19 protein-coding genes are annotated in these 21,266 nt (G+C 36.8%); 11 read left to right on the forward strand and 8 right to left on the reverse strand.

The window, feature by feature from the left end:
• Nucleotides 1-981 (reverse strand): transporter, encoded by a 981-nt coding sequence (locus ESZ48_RS13895; protein WP_129018111.1) that lies wholly within the window; start codon nucleotides 979-981, stop codon nucleotides 1-3.
• Nucleotides 982-1,193: 212 nt separating this feature from the next.
• Here ESZ48_RS13895 and ESZ48_RS13900 point away from each other — a divergent pair, with 212 nt between their 5' ends.
• From ESZ48_RS13900 to ESZ48_RS13915, 4 genes are all read left to right on the forward strand, one after another.
• Nucleotides 1,194-1,463, forward strand: a complete 270-nt coding sequence (locus ESZ48_RS13900) for a DUF4834 family protein (protein ID WP_317127993.1) — start codon at nucleotides 1,194-1,196, stop codon at nucleotides 1,461-1,463.
• Between the two features lie 30 nt (nucleotides 1,464-1,493).
• A complete protein-coding gene (locus ESZ48_RS13905) occupies nucleotides 1,494-3,938 on the forward strand; it encodes a YfhO family protein (RefSeq protein ID WP_129018113.1) in 2,445 nt (814 codons plus the stop codon).
• Nucleotides 3,939-4,107: 169 nt separating this feature from the next.
• Nucleotides 4,108-5,385: a glycosyltransferase family protein gene (locus ESZ48_RS13910; protein ID WP_129018114.1), complete on the forward strand. Its 1,278-nt coding sequence runs from the start codon at nucleotides 4,108-4,110 to the stop codon at nucleotides 5,383-5,385.
• 47 nt (nucleotides 5,386-5,432) lie between these two features.
• Complete coding sequence (locus ESZ48_RS13915; protein WP_129018115.1) at nucleotides 5,433-6,890, forward strand: polysaccharide biosynthesis C-terminal domain-containing protein; 1,458 nt, start codon at nucleotides 5,433-5,435, stop codon at nucleotides 6,888-6,890.
• A 198-nt stretch (nucleotides 6,891-7,088) separates the two neighbouring features.
• Here the strand turns inward: ESZ48_RS13915 and ESZ48_RS13920 are convergent, their stop codons facing one another.
• Nucleotides 7,089-8,369 carry a hypothetical protein gene (locus ESZ48_RS13920; RefSeq protein ID WP_129018116.1) on the reverse strand — a complete coding sequence of 427 codons (1,281 nt, stop codon included), beginning with the start codon at nucleotides 8,367-8,369 and terminating at the stop codon, nucleotides 7,089-7,091.
• Between the two features lie 309 nt (nucleotides 8,370-8,678).
• Between ESZ48_RS13920 and ESZ48_RS13925 the strand changes: the two genes are divergently transcribed.
• Nucleotides 8,679-9,680 (forward strand): sterol desaturase family protein, encoded by a 1,002-nt coding sequence (locus tag ESZ48_RS13925; protein ID WP_129018117.1) that lies wholly within the window; start codon nucleotides 8,679-8,681, stop codon nucleotides 9,678-9,680.
• A gap of 26 nt (nucleotides 9,681-9,706) precedes the next feature.
• Here the strand turns inward: ESZ48_RS13925 and ESZ48_RS13930 are convergent, their stop codons facing one another.
• A complete protein-coding gene (locus tag ESZ48_RS13930; RefSeq protein ID WP_129018118.1) occupies nucleotides 9,707-10,393 on the reverse strand; it encodes a hypothetical protein in 687 nt (228 codons plus the stop codon).
• A 250-nt stretch (nucleotides 10,394-10,643) separates the two neighbouring features.
• Here ESZ48_RS13930 and ESZ48_RS13935 point away from each other — a divergent pair, with 250 nt between their 5' ends.
• Complete coding sequence (locus ESZ48_RS13935; RefSeq protein WP_129018119.1) at nucleotides 10,644-11,705, forward strand: DUF3667 domain-containing protein; 1,062 nt, start codon at nucleotides 10,644-10,646, stop codon at nucleotides 11,703-11,705.
• Nucleotides 11,706-12,092: 387 nt separating this feature from the next.
• On the opposite strand, the gene uvrA is transcribed toward ESZ48_RS13935, so the two are convergent.
• Nucleotides 12,093-14,876, reverse strand: a complete 2,784-nt coding sequence (gene uvrA / locus ESZ48_RS13940) for an excinuclease ABC subunit UvrA (RefSeq protein WP_129018120.1) — start codon at nucleotides 14,874-14,876, stop codon at nucleotides 12,093-12,095.
• A 227-nt stretch (nucleotides 14,877-15,103) separates the two neighbouring features.
• Between uvrA and ESZ48_RS13945 the strand changes: the two genes are divergently transcribed.
• On the forward strand, nucleotides 15,104-15,688 hold the full coding sequence (locus tag ESZ48_RS13945) for an RNA polymerase sigma factor (RefSeq protein ID WP_129018121.1): 585 nt from the start codon (nucleotides 15,104-15,106) through the stop codon (nucleotides 15,686-15,688).
• A gap of 72 nt (nucleotides 15,689-15,760) precedes the next feature.
• Nucleotides 15,761-15,904, forward strand: a complete 144-nt coding sequence (locus ESZ48_RS19340) for a hypothetical protein (RefSeq protein ID WP_190246268.1) — start codon at nucleotides 15,761-15,763, stop codon at nucleotides 15,902-15,904.
• Between the two features lie 202 nt (nucleotides 15,905-16,106).
• Here the strand turns inward: ESZ48_RS19340 and ESZ48_RS13950 are convergent, their stop codons facing one another.
• Nucleotides 16,107-16,763 carry an endonuclease III domain-containing protein gene (locus tag ESZ48_RS13950; protein ID WP_129018122.1) on the reverse strand — a complete coding sequence of 219 codons (657 nt, stop codon included), beginning with the start codon at nucleotides 16,761-16,763 and terminating at the stop codon, nucleotides 16,107-16,109.
• Between the two features lie 37 nt (nucleotides 16,764-16,800).
• Here ESZ48_RS13950 and bcp point away from each other — a divergent pair, with 37 nt between their 5' ends.
• Nucleotides 16,801-17,253: a thioredoxin-dependent thiol peroxidase gene (gene bcp, locus ESZ48_RS13955; protein WP_129018123.1), complete on the forward strand. Its 453-nt coding sequence runs from the start codon at nucleotides 16,801-16,803 to the stop codon at nucleotides 17,251-17,253.
• A 57-nt stretch (nucleotides 17,254-17,310) separates the two neighbouring features.
• On the opposite strand, the gene ESZ48_RS13960 is transcribed toward bcp, so the two are convergent.
• A complete protein-coding gene (locus ESZ48_RS13960; RefSeq protein ID WP_129018124.1) occupies nucleotides 17,311-18,765 on the reverse strand; it encodes a TonB-dependent receptor in 1,455 nt (484 codons plus the stop codon).
• A 90-nt stretch (nucleotides 18,766-18,855) separates the two neighbouring features.
• Here ESZ48_RS13960 and ESZ48_RS13965 point away from each other — a divergent pair, with 90 nt between their 5' ends.
• Entirely contained in the window at nucleotides 18,856-19,617 is a 762-nt protein-coding gene (locus ESZ48_RS13965) for an MBL fold metallo-hydrolase (protein WP_129018125.1), read from the forward strand.
• Between the two features lie 5 nt (nucleotides 19,618-19,622).
• Nucleotides 19,623-19,823, forward strand: coding sequence for a hypothetical protein (locus tag ESZ48_RS19345; RefSeq protein WP_190246269.1), 201 nt, complete (start codon nucleotides 19,623-19,625; stop codon nucleotides 19,821-19,823).
• A gap of 457 nt (nucleotides 19,824-20,280) precedes the next feature.
• Here the strand turns inward: ESZ48_RS19345 and ESZ48_RS13975 are convergent, their stop codons facing one another.
• Nucleotides 20,281-20,937 carry an alpha/beta hydrolase gene (locus ESZ48_RS13975; protein WP_129018126.1) on the reverse strand — a complete coding sequence of 219 codons (657 nt, stop codon included), beginning with the start codon at nucleotides 20,935-20,937 and terminating at the stop codon, nucleotides 20,281-20,283.
• A 2-nt stretch (nucleotides 20,938-20,939) separates the two neighbouring features.
• Entirely contained in the window at nucleotides 20,940-21,266 is a 327-nt protein-coding gene (locus ESZ48_RS13980) for a DUF4870 domain-containing protein (protein ID WP_129018127.1), read from the reverse strand.

Genomic DNA, 21,266 nt, shown 5'->3' on the forward strand with positions numbered 1-21,266 from the left:
TTATAGGTTGCCCTTTTTATTTTTCTTTGAGTCGCTTTCTTTGTCATTTTGAATTTTTCGTTCCTGACGTCTCAATTCATCTTTGGCAGAATTGCCATTGTCAATCTCTTTGTCCTGATGAAAATCCAAGCGGTAGGACATTCCAAAATTCACTCCAAAAACAGAGGGCGTATCTTTAGTGTTAAAGGTAAAGGCGGTATCCAGTTGAAAGTTCTTACTCCAAAGATAAGCGCCTCCAAATCGAAATAAGTTATCGGCATAAAAATCACTTTTAATGCCTTGGGTTTCTCCAAAAATAACCCATTGCGGGTTGAATGAATGGGTTACGGTTAAAATATATTGAAAATCAGATTGGTCAGTACCAATTCTATCTTTAATCAAATTAATGACAAACACCCAACCTCCCGAAAAATTATTTTGAGAAATCACGGCAATCTTTGGACTAAAACCTTCAATTCCAGGAGCAGTATAAGGGTTGTCCTTCGAATCAAAATTAGCGCCAGCATAAACAGCAACAGCAGGAATCAAGGATTTCCATTTGAACTTTTGGTTGGCTTTCCAACTGTATAAATTTGGTTTTTCTTCAGCAGCATGTCTATATGGATCATATATCATGTATTTTGCTCCCACCGTAAGGTTTTTAAAATTGGCCCTTTTGTCGTCCATTGGAATACTGGAGGCGTATAGTGTTTTGGTGTCGTTTTGATAAGTGCCTTGGACATTGATTTCAAGTTCTTCAAAAATTAAACCGTATCGCGCTGCAAAATCGACTCCAAAACCCGAAACCTTATATTCCAATGGGGTATGTTCTTCCTTCACAAAATACGGACCAGCTTCAAATTGAATAACGTTTGGACCAACAGCAAAAGCACTTTGTGAAACTCCAGGTCTATTGGAGTTGATGACCTCTGTATATTGACCAAAAGTGAAATTGGCAATGCTGAAAAATAAAAATACTATTGAGAATTTGATAGGTTTCATTTTCTAATCTATTAGCCTCAAAACTACATATTTTTTTTGATTTTGAATTGATTTTAATCGATTGATAAAATTGGATTTTAGAGGTCTGAATAAGTGTTCTTTTCAATTAAACCGCCTAAAACAGTGATATTTTATATAATTTTTAAGTATTAATAGCCGTTTTTAAATGCGAAGAATTGTATTTTTGGTGAAAATTTAGATTCATCATGCAAATGGCGTCCTTTACTGGTTTTTTGAGAACCATTTTGATTATTTTATTGGTGTATTATGGTGTAAAGATTCTTATGAGACTTTTTGCTCCATATTTTGTCCGCTATATGTCAAATAAAATGCAAGAACGTTTTGGAGGTCAATTCCAACAGCAACAACCGGATAGAAATCGTCCCAAAGACGGCGAAACGGTTATCGATAAAATGCCAGAACAACGTCAATCTTCTGATAAAAAAGTAGGCGAATACATAGATTACGAAGAAATTGACTAATTTCCCCGAACTAATCAACCTCAATACTTCATGGCTTTGTCAGTAAGAAAGTTCCTTCCACATCTTTTAATTATTATTGGTTTTATTGCACTTTCACTCGCTTATTTTAGTCCAGTGTTGAGTGGGAAACAGATTTTTCAGAGCGATATCATGCAATATATCGGGATGTCTAAGCAACAAACCGATTTTAGGGTTGAAACTGGAGATGAGACCTATTGGACAAATAGTGCTTTTGGAGGCATGCCAACCTATCAGCTGGGCGCATTATATCCGCACAATTACATCAAAAAATTAGACTCTGCGTTGCGTTTCTTACCCAGACCGGCAGATTATCTCTTCCTTTATTTTATCGGATTTTACATTCTGCTCTTAACGCTTAAAGTGGATTATAAACTGGCAGCTTTAGGTGCATTAGCTTTCGGATTTTCTACTTATCTCATTATTATTCTGGGCGTTGGGCATAATAGTAAAGCGCATGCCATTGCCTATATGCCGTTGGTGCTGAGTGGTATTCTACTTGTTTTTCAAAATAAATACATCACCGGGTTTTTATTGACTACCGTCGCTATGGCACTTGAGTTGAGTGCCAACCATTATCAAATGACTTATTATTTAATGTTATTGGTCTTGATCTTGGGAGGGGTTTATCTTTTTGATGCTTATAAAAAGAAAATACTTCCGCACTTTTTTAAATCGGTGGGCATTATGGTGTTTGCCGTGATTTTAGCTATCGGATTAAATGCCACAAACATCATGGCAACCCAAGAATATGTGAAGGAAAGTACGCGTGGGAAGAGCGAATTGACGATCAATCCTGATGGGACTCCAAAAACGATGTCTACAGGGTTAGATAAAGAGTACATTACTGAATATAGTTATGGATTTTTAGAAACTTTTAACCTCTTCATTCCACGACTTTTAGGCGGTGGGAATGGTGAAGATGTGGGGAAGGATTCTGAGATGTATAAGTTCTATACGGGTATTGGTGCTAGTCCTATAGAAGCCATGAGGGAAGTGAAGCACACACCTACCTATTGGGGAAATCAACCTATTGTTGAAGCTCCAGCTTACGTTGGCGCTGTAGTTTTGTTCTTGTTTGTCTTTGCACTTTTTATGGTCAAAGGCCGTCTAAAATGGTGGTTAGTGGGTGGCGTGATCATGTCCTTATTGTTATCTTACGGAAAGAATTTAGGGTTTTTAACCGATTTCTTTATTCAATATGTGCCCATGTATAACAAGTTCAGGGCAGTGACTTCCATTCAGGTGATTTTGGAGCTATGTATTCCAATTTTGGCAATTTTCGGTTTGGTGCGATTGTTCAATGATTTTGAAAAGGATGATCAGAAATTAAAAGCCTTAAAGTTTGCTGCTGGAATTACAGGAGGGGTGGCTATCTTGTTTTTGTTATTGAAAGGGTCTCTCGATTTTGTAGGGATGAATGACGGGTACTACCGACAAGTATATGGTGAATATGGACAAAGTTTTATAGATGCTCTTAAAGCAGATAGAAAGTCAATGTTTACATATGATACCTTTCGGACATTGATTCTTGTTTTACTTTCGGCTGGTGGCATTTGGTTGTTCCTGCGGAAAAAACTCTCCCAAAATGCCCTTATTGTTGTCTTTGCAGTATTGATACTTTTTGATTTGGTAAATGTGGATAGACGCTATGTCAACAACGAAAATTTTGTGTCATCACATCAGGTAAGCAAACCTTATCAAGCTAATGCTGCCGATTTAGAAATTATGAAGGACAATGGACACTTTAGAGTATTTGATGTGGCTTCGAGTGCTGCTAGAGCATCTTATTTCCATAATTCATTGAACGGCTATCACGCAGCAAAACTTGGGCGATATAATGAACTTTTTGATTTTTATATTGCGAAGAACAATATGAATGTATTGAATATGCTCAATACCAAATATATAATCGCCGATGATGACAAGGGGAATGTTTTTCCTTATGAAAATGCAGATGCCAATGGGAACGCTTGGTTCATTTCCGAAATAGAAAAAGTCAATTCAGCCAATGAGGAAATGCTGGCTTTGGATAGTTTGGACACTAAAATTAAAGCGGTAACAACACAGGAATTGCGGTCATCGAATTATAAACTAGATTCATCGTCAACTATTTCATTGTTAGAGTATCAGCCTAATTACTTAAAGTATAACTCTAATAATAATTTTGATGGATTTGCAGTGTTTTCAGAGATCTATTATGCTGATGGATGGAACGCTTATATTGATGGGAAGTTACAATCACATTATCGTGTGGATTATGTTTTGAGAGGTTTACCAATCCCGAAAGGTCAACATACCATTGAGTTTAAATTTGAACCACAAGTCGTCAAAACAGGAAGTACAATTGCGCTGGCGAGTTCTATTTTATTTGGGTTATTAATTTTGGGAGGAATTGTAATTCTGCGAAAGCAAAAAATCGAAGATTCGGCGGAGCCAAAATATGGAGTCAAGTGATCATTAACTGATAGTTTTGAAATTGATCTAAGTGCTGTCCAAAAATTTGGATACAGACGGTGAAAAACCAAATCACATAAGTCTAAAGGACAACTAGAAGTCATAGGTATTTGTACAAACATGATTTAATATAACTAAATACGATTCCTGCCTTCGCAGGATTTGCGATATGCAAAAAAAAGCACTCATCATAACCTATTATTGGCCTCCAGCAGGAGGTCCAGGAGTGCAACGTTGGTTAAAATTTGTAAAATATCTTCCCGATTACGGCATTCATCCCATCGTTTATATTCCAGAAAATCCGAGTTATCCTTTGCTTGATGAGAGTTTGATGGATGAAATTCCTGAGAATGTCACCATTCTAAAGCAGCCTATAAAGGAGCCATATAAATTTGCTGAATTTCTATCAAAAAAATCGTCTCAAACAATCAGTTCAGGCGTTATTCCGAAGAAAAAGAAACAAAGTTTGATTCAGCGACTTATGTTGTATGTGCGAGGGAATTATTTTATCCCAGATGCAAGAAAAGCTTGGGTGAATCCATCAGTGACTTATTTGTCTGAGTATATTCAAAAGGAAAATATTAAAACAGTGATTACCACGGGACCGCCCCACAGTCTACACTTAATTGGTCTGCAGTTAAAGTCTAAGCTGGAAATTCAATGGATTGCCGATTTTAGGGATCCTTGGACCACAATCGGTTACCATAAAAAATTAAAACTGAGTGAGAACGTTGCCAAAAAACATGAGCAGATGGAGAAGCAGGTGCTAACTACTGCTGATCATGTTACTGTGACGAGCGAGAATACCAAAAAAGAGTTTGAATCAAAATCAAAGCAGCCCATTACGGTAATTACAAATGGCTATGATTATCAACAACTCCTGAAAGTGACAAAAGACCTTAAATTTTCTTTGGCGCATATTGGATCTTTATTATCTGAACGTAATCCGAAAGTATTATGGAAGGTTATAGGCGAGCTTATTGATAAGTACGAAGACTTCAAACAAGAATTTGTGTTGCGGTTGATTGGTGTGGTCAGCACTGATGTCCTGAATGAAATCCAACAATACATTCCTGAAAAAAATATAGAACTCATTGGCTACGTCAATCATAAAGAAGCCTTGAAATCTCAAAGACACGCGCAATTGTTATTATTGATTGAGATTGATTCTGAAGATACCAAAGCCATCATTCCGGGGAAATTGTTTGAGTACATGGTTGCCGAAACGCCAATTATATCAGTAGGGCCACATGATTCAGATGTAGAACGTATTATAAAATCAACCAATACAGGACGCTACTTCTATTATGATGCTGAAGATGAGTTAAGAGAACATCTCCTTTCTCGTTTTAAAGACTTTAAAAATTCTGCTTTGACGTCGTTTCCTATAGGATTGCAGCAGTACAGCAGAAAAGCCCTCACAAAAAAGTTGGCAGAACTTATCTAAGCCTTGTCTTAAAGCACAAAATTCATATCTTCGAGTTTTAAACCTCTATGGGAATAGTCACCAGCCAATCTTTTAAGAACACCGTTACCACCTATCTCGGATTTGCCATAGGCGCATTGAATACCTTGTATTTATACGTATTCTTTATTTCCGATGTGCACTACGGTTTAATTTCCTTTATGCTTTCTACCGCCACCATTATGATGCCGTTAATGGCTTTTGGCGTCCACAACACCATTGTTAAGTTTTACTCAACATTTAAAACCAAAAACTCACTCAATAGCTTCCTGACCCTGATGTTGTTTTTACCGTTGGCACTCATTATACCTATTGGATTGATAGGAGTGGTAGCTTATGACAGTATCGCTAATGCATTGTCGCAAAAGAATCCAATTATTGGGGATTATGTATGGTACATTTATTTGGCTGCAATAGCAATGGCTTATTTTGAAGTATTTTTTGCGTGGTCTAAAACACAAATGCAGACCGTTTTTGGAAATTTCATGAAAGAGGTTTTTCATCGCATAGGCATTATGTTGCTCTTATTTTGTGTCTATTTTGAATGGTTTTCTGTGGATGTTTTCATTGCCAGCGTCATTGGTGTATATGGCCTAAGAATGCTGATTATGATGTTTTATGCCTTTAGTATTCGTTTACCAGTCTTTAAGTTTAATAGAATTGACCGATTGGGTTCTATTTTAAAATACTCTTTCCTGATTATTATTGCAGGTTCCATCGCGACAGTTATTTTGGATATCGACAGTTTTATGTTAGGCATGTATATTCCTATTGAAGAAGTAGCCTATTATGGGGTGGCCATATATATTGCAACGGTAATTGTGGTGCCTTCAAGAGCGATGCAGCAAATACTGCAACCCTTGACAGCAAAATATCTTAATGAGAAGAATAAGGTGGCTCTAGAAGATTTATATGTGAGAAGCTCGCAGACCTTATTTATTATTGGTGGTCTTATATTCTTGTTGATCGTATTGAATATCAATTCCCTTTATGAAACAATTCCGTCCCAATTCAGTGGCGGACTCATTGTAGTTTTTTTGATAAGTATGGCGAAGCTTTATGATTGTTTGATGGGCTGCAACAACGTGGTTTTATTTAATAGTGATTATTATAGGATAGTCTTACTTTTTGGGGTGATTCTCACGATTCTTACCATAGGTTTGAATATGATTTTTATTCCGATGTATGGCATCAACGGCTCTGCTTTTGCAACTTTTATAGCAGTCGCCATATATAACACCATAAAAGTTTACTTTGTAAAACGTAAGTTTGATATGATGCCCTTTACGGTCGATACAGGAAAAGTCGTCCTTTTAATAATTGCGATTGTAGGTCTGTTTTATTTTTGGGAGTTTCCATTTCATCCTTTGGTAAATATTGCTTTAAAGTCGGCATTAATAACGTTGTTGTATGTTGTCTTTATATTTAAGATGAAGGTTTCGGAGGATATCAGTGCGATGATACGAAAATATTTGAGAGTGAAGTAGAAGTTTGGCGTATCAATCTTCAGTTGATCATCTACTTGTTTATTGAATATTGGTTTCGCCTAAGCCAAGAATTCTTGTCTATACTTCAAATGAGATGATCAAGTCTAACTTTGGATGGATATAAAAAGAAAATCCCACAAGGTGCTTTGAGGCATACTCCTGCAGGACTTTCCACTAACCAACCAAAAAATCTATATTTTAATTTCCTCTACTTTGTGTAGATCTTGATCTTGATGGCGAAGTTTGTCTTTTCGCTTCAGTGTTTGTACTATTGCTACTTTGAGCAGCACGTGTGTTACTACTTCTGTTTCGCTCTCCATTATATGTACGAGTTTGGGCAGCATTTGGTTTTCCTTGAACCGAACTTTTATTTACATTGGTAGCTCTGTTTGTTCTAGAAGGTGCTGATTTTACAGCTTCATTTCTAGTGGGAGTACTAACCTTTCGAGTACTTTCCTGTACAGTTCCAGTAGTGCTACGCGTTCTAACATTTCTGTCATTATTATTTCTATCAGCACTCCTTGGCGTGTTGCTAGTTGCTGTAGGTTTATTATTTCTTGTAGTTTGGACAGAACGTTCTGTTGTGTTTTGTCTCACGCCTCTTTCAGAAGCATTCCTAGTATTGCTTTGAGAAATATTGCGATTGGTTCTTGAAGCCTCGTTGTTTCTAGAAGCATTTGTAGTTCGTGTGGTATTGCCAACAGTGTTTGAGTTGGATCTTGAACTTGCAGCAGCGCTTCTACGCGGTGCGGCTTCCTGGCGGTAACGATCACTAACTCCCGAGTTGGTTGCAACCGTATTCCTTCTGCCAGAACTCAAAGAACTTACAGGACGTGGCGTATATCTTACTGGTTCTCTATAGTTATTGGCGTAAGGCCTGTAATAGGGATGTCTAACCGGAGTATAATATTGTCTATACGGTCTCGCATATACCACGCGATAGTGGACCGCTGGAACTGTGTAATAATAATGCCATGGTCTTTGCACATATACGCGATTATAAACGTTGATATAGCCCGTATAATGTGTGAATCTGTGGTGATGGTCATAATACACATGTAAACTTCCAACACGACTCACACGTCCGTAATTGTTATAATGAATATTTACATGACCCGCTTGGGTGATACGTCCGTAATAATCATAATAAATAGGCGTGTTTTCTATTTGGATGATGGCCCCATAATCATCATACTGTACATAGGGTCCATAATCATAACCCGTATTAAAACTGAAAGAGACATTAGGGGTATTGATTGAAATATTGCCTTTAGGACCGTAGTTTGGTGCATAAAAATCAAATTGCCCATCAGGAAATACAGAAAACTCAATACCACCTTCGGTGAAAATAAAGGAATTGCCGTATCCTTGAGAATATCCATTATTGTATGAATTATTCTTAGCGATGTTGGTGGTTTTTGCGTTTACTGATGTCCCAATAAGGAACACTGCAGTAAAAAGTAGAGCTAATTTTTTCATGAGTGTTTGTTTTTTGTTCAACATGTCTTGTAGAATACAAACAATGTGCCAAGATTCGTTAGTTGGTATTAGTGTGCTGGCAATGAGTTTATTGCTTTTTTTGTTGTATTGTATGGTGGGCAAGATTCAATAACGATTTTTGAGGAGTATGAGTAACATAGGCTTTTGAAAAACCTTAAATGAGAAGTCGTCGGTATTGAAATAGTTCTTAATTTAATCAAAAGGCATTGTCAAAGACTAAATTTATTACCTATCTTTTCCAACTCAACAAGAAGTCTTAATAATTTTTGGCTTTTTTTAAATATTTATATGGATTTCACTAATCCCCTTGTATATGGGGTACCCTTCTTTTTAGGCCTTATTTTATTGGAACTTACCTACAGCAAAGCACATGATCATAAAGATCTTTACAACTGGCGAGACTTATTTTCGAGTCTCGGAATGGGAGTGGGGTCAGCAGTCATTGCGCCCCTTGTTAAAACAGTAACGGTCATCCTTCTTTTTAGTTTAGTATATGATATTTTTAATCCACTGGTTGATGGTGTACGCACTAACATCATGGGTTACGAATCTTTCGGATATGCTTGGTATGTTTGGATCCTTTGTATGTTAGCCGATGATTTTTCATATTATTGGTTTCACCGTCAAAATCATATGGTCAGATTCTTTTGGGCAGCCCATATTGTCCATCACTCATCCGATAATTTTAATCTAGGCACTGCTGTTAGGAATGGTTGGTTTACTATTTTTTATAAGCCTTTATTTTATGTTTGGATTGTAGCGATTGGTTTTCCACCAGAAATGTTAGTAGTATGTTTAGGGATTGAAGCCCTATGGCAATTTCAGTTGCACACTGTGTTTATTCCAAAGTTAGGGGTTGTGGATAAAGTTTTAAATACCCATACCATGCATCAGGTGCATCATGCTTGTAATCTTGAATATATGGATAAAAATCATGGGGGAATCTTAAATGTTTTTGATAGAATCTTTGGAACATGGAAAGAGCTTGATGAGGACGTCGATATCACTTATGGCGTTACAAGTCCGCCGGAATCTTATAATATATGGGTGATTTTGACCCATGAATATTCTGACATTTGGAAAGACATGAAAAAATCCAAAAATCTCAAACACAAGTTTATGTATGTTTTTGGACCTCCTGGGTGGAGTCATGATGGCAGCACACAGACTGTAAAACAGATGCGGAAGGAAATAGCCTTGGAAAAACTTCAAGCATCAAAACAAAACATCCCAAAGCCTTTGGGGAAAGAACTTCGGGATGGTGTCTATACTTCAGGAATCGAAGTATAGGTTCAACTAATAAAATATCAAAAAATTTATCTTTTAACTTTCTTCTGTTTTTTAACTTTACCACCCTTCTTGTAATAGTAGTAATCATCCTGTGTGCTGTAATAGGAATAAACGGGACTCGCTTGGGCGGTGGTGTAATAAGTTTCATAACGGTTATTAGTATTTGCTCTATTCACGACGCCCTGCGTACTTACAATTTCGTCCCAGCGATTGTACCTTACATGAAGGTCACCAACTTGGCTTAATTTTCCAGATCTATCATAATTCATATATACTGACCCTAAACGTTTGACTTTTCCCGCACGATCATAATTGACAAATACGTTTCCAACACGTGTCACTTTTCCGTTATGATCATGCTGGATGATTACGCCTTGATCACTTGTTGCTCGGTAGTAGCTATGTGAGTTTTTTGTAGCACCTTGTATACCTTTTACTGAGCTCCGTCTTAAGCTTATGTTGTCTTTGTAATAAGTAGGGTTATGAGCTTTAGATGACATATTTAAGTTGGAATTAAAGTCAAAACTTCCGTCAGGGAAAATTAAAAACTCAACGCCGTGCTCAATGAACATTATTGGCTCAACATACCGATAGCTTGCTATATTTTTAAAACCTTCACCTTGAGGTTCAACATTGGTTTTTGCTTCCAATGTTGCTGCTGTTGATGCTAATCCTATGACTACCATCGTACTGAAAAGTAATTGTTTTTTCATAATTTAAGGATTTTAATGTTTTGCCTACTCATTAGCTTTTTGGCCTACGCTATACGATTGGAGCTTTTCAATTTACGTGCCAAAAATGCTATCATATTGTTAGTTAAATGGTTGTATTTATTAGAGAAAATGTAAAACTGAAAAACAACTAGAAATTAAAAAAAGACATTTACAGCTAAGAACTGAAGTTATCTTGTGCTCAACCAAAAAATATTTTTGTTACATTTATGGGCTTTAATCAGATGCCTCTATGTCAAGATCATTAAAGGAATGCAATAATTGTATCCAACAATTTGAGAGCCATTTTCCGCATTGTCCTTATTGTGGTCAGAAAGCGGGTGATCAATTGACCTTGAATGTTCTTTTCAACAATACCATTAGTAATTATTTTTCCGTTGATGCTCGTTTTTTTAAGAGTTTCATTCCCTTAATGATCAAGCCAGGACATCTTCCCAAACAGTTTATCTCAGGCAGAAGATTGATGTATTTGCATCCCGCCCAGATGTACCTTTTTGTTTCAATAGTTTTTTTCTTTTTATTTTCCTTTGTCAGTCGCAAACAAGTAGAAGGCTTTGACAGTGCAATAAAAAAGGATATTGAACAAAGTCACAGTTTTAGAGATTCCATAAAAAAAGCGGCAGAGGTTAAAAAAATGAATGAATACGTTTATGAACCGAAAAGTGAGTCAGAAAGTCCAATCATCATAAATAATAAGTTTATTGATTCTGTGACCAAGGATAAACCGAATAAATCCAATGAAATTTTTAATACTCCCTTTAACGAAATGGAGATAGATTCGATGATTGTTGCCGGTGCTTCAGATGAGGAAATTTATAGGAAGTTGGGCATGAAGGCTGATGATGGGTATTTCACCAAGCGCATGTATAAACAAATTCTAAAATTCTTTAAAACTAAAAGTGGAGGGTCGATTTTACAAGCTTTCCTTGATAGTATTCCTCTTGCGATGTTTATTCTCTTGCCAATTTTTGCTTTTATTTTAAAACTATTTTATTTTAGAAAAGGACGATTTGTGCATCATCTGGTTTTTAGCTTTTACTTTTTTGCTTTTCTATTTAGTGTATTTAGCTTGTTGGTTATTGCCAATTTGATTTGGAAGAATTTTCCTGGGTGGATTATGACTTTAACCATGTTTTCAACCTTTTTCTATTTGTTTCTTGGTGTCAAACAACTTTATGGAGGAAGTTATATAAGAAGTTTTATAAAGAGTAGCGCAATCAGTTTTTTGTTTTTGTCACTCGTGTTGCCATTTGCATTATTTATTATGGGGTTAATGGCGTTTTTGTTTTATTAGTGAAACCCAAAATCTAAAAGCGAAGCGCATTAGGTTTTGCTGGTTGAACTAAACCCGCATTTTTGCGGGATCTATACCCAAAATCTAAAAGCGAAGCGCATTAGGTTTTGCTGGTTGAACTAATCCCGCATTTTTGCGGGATCTATACCCAAAACCTAAAAGCGAAAAGCGCATTAGGTTTTGCTGGTTGAACTAATCCCGCATTTTTGCGGGATCTATACCCAAAACCTAAAAGCGAAAAGCGCATTAGGTTTTGCTGGTTGAACTAAACCCGCATTTTTGCGGGATCTATACCCCTGTCTGCCGACAGGCAGGCAAAACCTAAAAGCGAAGCATGTTAGTTTTGATGTTTTAAACTACTCCCAACTTCCGACTGAGTACTGCCAACTAAAGCTTCTCCTTCAAATATTTCCCCGTCACTGAGTTCTTATTCTTCACCAATTCCTCAGGTGTTCCTGCAGCAACTAATTTTCCGCCTCTATCGCCACCTTCTGGACCTAAGTCAATAATATAATCTGCGCATTTAATCAGTTCAAGATTATGTTCAATAACAATTATCGAGTGTCCTTGCTCTATCAATGCCTGAAAGGATTTCAAGAGTTTTTTAATGTCGTGAAAGTGTAATCCTGTAGTAGGCTCATCAAAAATAAATAAGGCATTGTCACTTCTTGAACCTTTTCCTAAAAAAGTCGCCAATTTAATACGTTGAGCTTCACCACCAGAAAGGGTAGAAGAGCTTTGTCCTAAAGTCACATAGCCCAAACCAACATCTTGTAAAGGCTGTAGTTTACTCTGTATTTTTAATTCATTGTGTTTTTCAAAGAAGGCAATCGCATCATCAATGGTCATTGTAAGAATGTCGTCAATGTTTTTGTCTTCAAAAGTGACTTCCAATACTTCTTTTTTGAAGCGTTTCCCGTTACACGTTTCGCAAGTTAAATGGACATCTGCCATAAACTGCATTTCAATGGTCACTTCGCCATCGCCTTTACAAGTCTCACAACGGCCGCCATCGACATTAAAACTGAAATGTTTGGCTTGGTAATTCCGTATTTTGCTTAACTTTTGATTGGCATAAAGTGCTCTGATTTCGTCATAAGCCTTCACATAGGTTACGGGATTGGAACGTGACGAACGTCCAATAGGATTTTGATCGACAAACTCTATGTGCTTTACGTTTCTAAAATTTCCTTTCAATTCAGTAAACTGACCTGCTTTATCGCCAAACCCCGTCAAATGTTTTTGAATGGCTGGATACAGGATATCCTTGACCAAAGTACTTTTACCACTTCCGGAAACACCTGTAATGACCGTCAACATTTCCAAAGGAAAAGTCACGTCAATGTTCTGTAAATTATGTTCTCTGGCACCAATAATATCGATATGATATTTTGACGTGCGACGTTTCTTGGGGACGTCAATTTTAAGTTTTCCGTTGAGATATTGTGCCGTTAGAGAATTAGATTTCAGAATATCTTCATAAGTACCGGCAGCTACAACTTCGCCACCAAGAGTACCAGCTTCCGGACCAATATCGATAATTTCATCGGCGGCCTGCATAATATCTTCATCGTGTTCAACTACAATAACGGTATTGCCTAAATCGCGTAAAGCCTTAAGTACTACAATGAGTTTTTCAGTGTCTTTAGGATGGAGTCCAATGCTTGGCTCATCCAAAATATACATAGAACCCACTAAACTACTGCCCAATGAGGTTGCTAAATTGATACGTTGACTTTCGCCACCGGATAGAGTATTTGATTTCCTGTTGAGTGTCAAATAATCAAGACCAACATTCGACAAAAATGACAGTCTATTGGAAATCTCCTTTAGTAATCGGTTGGCGATAGTGGTGTCATAGTCGTTCAATTCTAATTGATCGAAAAACACGGCTAAATTATCTAAAGGCATGGTCACCAAATCGGTGATGGTCACGTCGCTAATTTTCACATAATTGGCCTCAGGACGCAAACGTTTTCCGTGACATACACTGCATTTGGTTTTTCCTCTATAACGCGAGAGCATCACTCGATTCTGAATTTTATAGGCTTTTGATTCCAATTCGGTGAAAAAACTGTTCAGGCCTTCAAAATACTTGTTGCCATCCCAAATTAATTGCTTCTGTGCATCGGTAAGTTGAAAATAGGGCTTGTGAATAGGAAAATCAAATTTATGCGAGTTATTGACCAGTTGATCGCGGAACCAGCTCATACTTTCTCCTCTCCAAGGAAAAATAGCGTTTTCATAAACAGAAAGTGCCGTATTTGGAATGACCAATTCTTCATCAATCCCGATGACATCGCCATAGCCTTCACATTTAGGACAAGCGCCATAAGGATTATTAAAGCTGAACAAATGCACGTTGGGTTCCAAAAAAGTCATCCCATCCATTTCAAATTTATTATTAAAAGCAGTCTGTTTATGATCAGAAAGTGATTCAATAATAGTGGTGCCTTTTCCTTCAAAAAACGCAGTTTCAATAGCATCGGCGAGCCTATTGTAAAAATCCTCTTCGTGTTTGATAACTATTCTGTCCACCACCAGAAAAATATCTTTTTTGAGATCTTTTTCGAGTGCATCTTCAATTCTAAATACCTCATTTTTATACTGAACCCTAGCATAGCCCTGTTGTTGAAGCACTTTAAGTTTGTCATCCATCGTTCGGCCTTCTTCTAAAATAATAGGAGCGAGGAGGAGCAATCTTTCGCCGTCTTCATAAGATTTTATCAGATTTAGAACATCTGCCGTTGTATGTTTTTTGACCAAATTTCCTGAAATAGGCGAGTAGGTTTTTCCAATTCTTGCAAACAATAATTTTAAATAATCATAAATCTCGGTAGTGGTCCCTACGGTAGATCGTGGATTAGTGGAGTTTACCTTTTGCTCAATAGCAATGGCTGGCGCAATCCCTTTTATATAATCTACTTTTGGCTTGTTGAGCCTTCCTAAAAACTGACGTGCATAACTAGATAGACTTTCAACATAGCGTCTTTGACCTTCTGCATATAATGTGTCAAATGCAAGACTAGACTTGCCCGAACCTGATAATCCAGTAATGACCACCAATTTGTTACGCGGAATTACCACATCCATGTTTTTGAGATTGTGGAGGTTAGCGCCTTTTATGATAATATTTTGTTTTGGATTTACTTCGGAAAGATTGAGCTTCATAGTCATTTTTGCATATAAGAATGCAAAGATACTACATCTAAATCGGTCATGAAAAAAAGTTATTGTCCAATAAAATGTTAAAGTTTCAGTAGATTTTTTGCATTTTAGGAATGATTGTTGTTATATTTGACCTCAAACTTCTAAAACAGAGTCGCCTATATCATAATATTACTTTATAAAGATTAACCCCAAGCTCGGAATTTTTTCCAAGCATTAAAGTAATAACAATGAAACACGAACTTATCACAGACGCTGTTTTAGTGAGCAATTATATTAAAGGAGACGAAAGTGCTCTTTCTGAATTGATCACTAAGCACAAACAAAAAATCTATAGTTTTATCTATTCTAAAGTTTACGATAGAGATATTACTGAAGATATTTTTCAAGACACTTTTATTAAGGTTATACGTACCCTCCGATTAGGAAAATACAACGAAGAAGGTAAGTTTTTACCTTGGGTGATGCGTATTGCACATAACTTGGTCATTGATCATTTTAGAAAAAACAACCGCATGCCAAAGTTCTCCAACACTGGAGAGTTCAGTATTTTTTCAGTCCTTAGTGATTCGACTTTAGATGCTGAAAAAGGCATGATTAAAGAGCAGATAGAATCTGACTTAAGACGCTTAATTGAGGAATTACCAGAAGAGCAGAAAGCTGTTTTGGTCATGCGCATGTACAACGACATGAGTTTTAAGGAAATATCAGATAAAACAGGTGTGAGCATTAATACAGCCTTGGGGAGAATGCGTTACGCTTTGATTAATTTAAGAAAAGTGATTGAACAGAAAAATATAATCTTAACCAATTAAGAACTATAGGATATAATAAATCAAGTTTTGCTCCGTTAATAGGGATATAGTCTAATAAAAACTCCTAAAAAAATGGCAAAACTTTACTCTAAATGTCCCCAAAAAAATGGCAGCTTTAATCCAAAAGAAGAAACAATCAATTTCTTATTGAATTATTCTAAGGCATTAAATGTCATTCAAGGCGAGAAATGGCAGTTCGAAACACTTTTGAACTAAGATTTAAAAAGTCCCGAGATTTAGATTCTCGGGACTTTTAAATTCCTGCGAAAGGCAGGAAACCTTTAGGCTCAGCGAATGAATTCCTGCGGAAGGCAGGAATCTATTTTAGGTTCAGCGAATGAATTCCTGCGAAGGCAGGAATCTATTTTAGGTTCAGTGAAGCTAATTCCATTATTATGAGCCCTGCCTAAATTTCACTTCATCCTTTCTTTTTGTAGTAATCTTTCAGCACACTCGCTCTCCCGATAGTTTTCGTGATAATATCCTTTTCTAAATCCCAACCTCTTGCAGGGGAATACTCGCGTCCGTAGAAAATCATTTGTAAATGTAAATTGTTCCAAGTTTCAATTGGAAAAAGACGTTTCGCATCTCTTTCCGTTTGTACTACGTTTTTGCCGGTGGTAAAATTCCAACGGTACATCAATCTGTGAATGTGCGTATCTACTGGAAACGCCGGAATGCCAAAAGCCTGAGAAAGTACTACTGCGGCAGTTTTGTGACCAACTGCTGGCAACTCCTCCAAATCTTCATAGGTCTGCGGCACCTCTCCGTCGTGCTTGTCAATTAAGATGTGTGATAATCCATGAATTCCTTTACTTTTCATTGGAGATAAACCTACGGGTCTGATAATGTCCCGGATTTCTTCCACCGAGAGTTTGATCATGTCATACGGGTTATCAGCTTTTGCAAAAAGAAGTGGCGTAATTTGATTGACGCGCACATCAGTGCATTGGGCGGACATTAAAACAGCAATTAAAAGTGTGTAAGGATCTTTATGGTCTAAAGGTACTGGAAGTGTTGGATACAGTTGGTTTAACGTATTTATAACAAAATCCACCTTCTCTTGTTTGGTCATAAGTTGTATTTTTACAAATATCAAATTAAAAACAGTTATGACCAAATTAAAAGCAGGAGACAAGGCTCCAGATTTTTCAGCACAGGACGAACAAGGAAATACCATTTCTTTGTCAGATTATAAAGGTAAAAAACTAGTGATTTTCTTTTATCCTAAAGCGAGTACGCCAACATGTACTACAGAAGCATGTAACCTCAGGGATAATTACAAGGATTTGCAAAATAAGGGTTATGAAATATTGGGTGTTAGCGCCGACAGTGCCAAAAGACAGTCAAATTTTAAAAATAAATATAATTTTCCATATCCTTTGTTGGCAGATGAAGACAAAGAAGTCATTAAGGCCTTTGGTGTTTGGGGTGAAAAGAAGTTTATGGGACGCACGTTTGACGGAATTCATCGCGTGACCTTTGTTATTGATGAAAACGGAATTATTGAAAAAGTGATTGATAAAGTGAAAGCCAAGATTCACACAGAGCAAATTCTGGAATAGTTTCTCAAGAATACATCATAAAAAAAGACCTTAGCATTTTAAACTAAGGTCTTTTTTTTATTGATCTCTATAAACTTCCTCTGCTTCATATCCAAAGAGGCTCTTTTCTTTTATGATTTTTGAAACTCCAGGGGGCAGCATCGCTTCCCAACCCTCATCGCCATCAGAAATGGATTTAAGTACTGATCTGGAAAAAATGGAGAGGATGTTCGGATCATAATCGGTAATATCGACGACTTTCCCATTGTATTTAAAGAATTTATACAATTCCTTCATTCGTGGATGGACTTTTAAATTCTCGCTAGTGCTTAATTCGCCGTCTTCATTTTCCATAGGATAAAGATAAACACGTAAATCCTTAAAGAATAGTTTTCCAAAGGCTTCCAAAATACCACCACTTAAATGACGGTAATATTTTTCGTCAAAAATGTCCACTAAATTGTTGACACCCATGGACAATCCCATTCTGTTCTTAGAATATTGGGAGAAATACTCTACTAATTTGTAATATTCCTGGAAGTTGGAAATCAAAACCGTATGGCCTAAAGAACAAAGCAACTCAGCTCTGTCCATAAAATCCTGTTCGTCAATTTCCCCTTCTGCTCTTAAATTTGAAAGTGTAATCTCAAAAACAACTTGGGTATTGTTAATGTCTACTTTGTTTTCCTTAATAAACATGTCATAAGATTTCTGAAACATGTCTATGTTTACCTTGGTTACGGGTCTAAAACTACCGCGTAATGCCAAAATATTCTTTTTGTATAAAATTCTAGCAGGCAGTACGTTATTGCCATCAGGGGCAAACATGACCGCATCGGTCATATTGTTTTTAACAAGTTGCAAGCTCATCAATCGGTTGTCCACATCTTTAAATACAGGGCCTGAGAAGTTGATGGTGTCAATTTCAATTTGATCCTTATCTAGATGATCGTATAAATAGCGCAAGATTTTTTTAGGCTCATTGTATTTATAATAGGCACCATATATGAGGTTGGTACCTAAAATACCTAAGGTTTCTTGCTGTAGGCGCGCATCATTTTCTCTAAAGCGAAAATGTAAAAGAATTTCATTATAAGCTGTATGGTGTGGTTCAATTTGATATTTGATACCTACCCAGCCATGGCCCTTATATTTTTTCGCAAAATCAATCGTGGCCACCGTATTGGCAAAAGAAAAGAACATTTTATTAGGATGCTTGTCTCTTGAAAGGCGTTCTTCAATTAATTGGATTTCATGATTTAACATTTTTCTCAACCGCTCTTCTGTCACGTAGCGCCCATCTTCTTCAACACCATAAATGGCATCACTAAAATCTTTGTCATAAGCAGACATAGCCTTAGCAATGGTGCCAGATCCGCCGCCAGCTCTAAAAAACTGACGTACAGTTTCTTGACCTGCGCCAATTTCAGCAAAGGTTCCGTAAATGTTCTCATTAAGATTGATACGAAGCGCTTTGTTTTTAAGCGATGGAATCTCTTCAAATTCTTTATCGCCCTTTAAGGTTATCTCCATACTGTAGATTGAGTTTTATAAGCTACAAAGGTATCAAATTGCTATCTTAAACAAAATAATAAACTTACTTTTGTTGTAAACAAAGCACCTTTGAGAGTTATATTTTTAGGAACAGGTACATCCCAAGGAATTCCGGTTATAGGGAGCACTCATCCTGTATGTTTAAGCGAGAATCCAAAAGACAAACGTCTGCGTGTTTCTGTGTTGATAGAATGGAACACAAATACCTATGTTATCGATTGCGGCCCCGATTTTAGACAACAGATGCTTAATGCTAAATGTACCAAGTTGGATGGTGTTGTTTTTACCCATGAACATGCTGATCATACCGCAGGTTTAGATGATATTAGACCGTTTTATTTCAAGCAGGGTGATGTTCCCATTTATGCCCATAAAAGAGTTTTAAAAGCACTTAAGGAGCGGTTTGCTTATATATTTGAAACCCAAAACAAGTATGCTGGGGCACCAGGAGTGATGCCTATTAAAATTAAAAATGAACCGTTCCGATTGGGCAACTTAAATGTGGTGCCTATCAATGGGATGCATTACAAACTCCAGGTTTTTGGCTTCAGATTTAATGATTTCGCTTATTTAACCGATATGAAAACAATCGAAGATGAAGAGCTAGAGAAATTAAAGGGCGTTAAGGTGCTTGTGGTGAATGCCTTGAGGGAGGAAGAACATATCTCTCATTTTAATCTGAGTGAAGCTCTAGAAATTATAAAAAAAGTACAGCCAGAACGTGCGTATTTGACGCATATCAGTCATATGCTTGGTTTTCACGACGAAGTTGAAAAGAAACTTCCCGAAAACGTTTTCTTGGCTTATGATAACTTACAAATTAACCTATAAAATTTATGAAAGGTAAAATCTTTATGTACATGTTCGTTTTTGCATTGTTGTTGATTGTTTTCCAATATGTGAACTCTAAGAATATATTTGAAACGTATCAAGAGAAAATGACAAAACTGATAGCAAAAGAGCAAGTGCTCAAAGATTCTATTAATCATTTAAACAAGGAACTGAAAGCGCTCAAAAGTGAGCTTCCTCAAGAGTAGAGTTTTTGGAATGCTGAATTTGCCTGCGCGGCGCACCATTGGAGAAAGAAGTGGAAGAGGGAATTGAAGTTGAAATTGAAGTTGAAATTGAAGTTGAAATTGAAATTGAAGTTGCCGCCCAGTACTAACGAAACTGAAACTGAAAACTGTAACTGCGACCGTAGACTGAGATTATTTTACCGGAGATGCGCAGATTTTCGCAGAACTACATGAAAAAGTTTAGTGCTCCAAAACTGCAACTGAAAACTGTGGCTGCGACCGAAAACTGAGATTTTATTCCTGTTGATGGCGCAGATTTTCGCAAAACTACTTGAAAATGTTATTGCTCCGAAACTGCAACTGAAAATTCCGACCGCGACTGAAAACTGAAATTATTTTCCCCCACAATACTCAGATTTCGCAAACTTGATGTCTACTGCAGATTTCGAACCTTAAATTCTGAATCTAGACCTTTGAACTAATTTTCCAAACGCTTATTCAACCAGCTCCTTAATTCATAGAAGTTTTCAGGTGCTACGCCATGACCCACAGGGAATTCTTTATACGTGTTTTTAATTGACAATGCATTTAAAAATTGCGGTACTTTTCGTGCCCATTCTACTGGAATAACTTGATCTACGTTACCATGAGAGCAATAAAAAGCCAAACGCGAATAGTCTTTAGTTTCTATATCATCAGGAAGCATTTCAGGGCTGATATAGCCGCTTAATGCAATCACGTTTCTTATTTTCTCAGGATAGGTGAGCGCTACAGCATAACTCAAAATTGTGCCTTGACTAAAACCTAAAAGCGTGAGGTTGTCTTTATTGATGGGATAGGTCGCTTTCACTTCGTCAATGAAAGTAGCGATCAAATCTCTCGATTTCAGAGCTTGTTCATTGTCGTTCCACTTGTTCATTTCGGCATCAAAATTAATCGCATACCAAGCATTTCCGTAGGGCTGCATAGGGTACGGCGCTCTTGCGGATATGATAAACAATTCTTCAGGTAATTCAGACGCGAAACTAAAAAGATCATTTTCATCACTTCCATACCCATGGAACATGATGAGGGCAGGTGCGTTTTCCTTTAAAGTTGAAAGTCTTGTGATATGGTGTAAAGAGAGTTTGGACATTATTAATTGACATTTTTAAACCATTCTTGGAATTTTTCACCAAGAACGGGAATGAGTTTATATTCTTCTTTTATGGCATAATAAATAGCAAATAACCAGCATGCAAACGAGATGATCCAAAAAGCAGTTCCCAAAAGACTATTGACATATTGTTCTACTAAATTTGAAAAAATCAACATGATCATCAAGCCAAACATCTGTCTAATGTGGAATAGTGTAAAGGGATTTCGTTTTTCCAAATTCATGATAATGGCTATAATGAGACCTACGAAGGTTAAATAACTGATAATGGCCAATGTTTTGCCTTCTTTAATAACCGAATCTTTCAT

Source organism: Gelidibacter gilvus, assembly GCF_004115975.1.
GTDB lineage: Bacteria > Bacteroidota > Bacteroidia > Flavobacteriales > Flavobacteriaceae > Gelidibacter > Gelidibacter gilvus.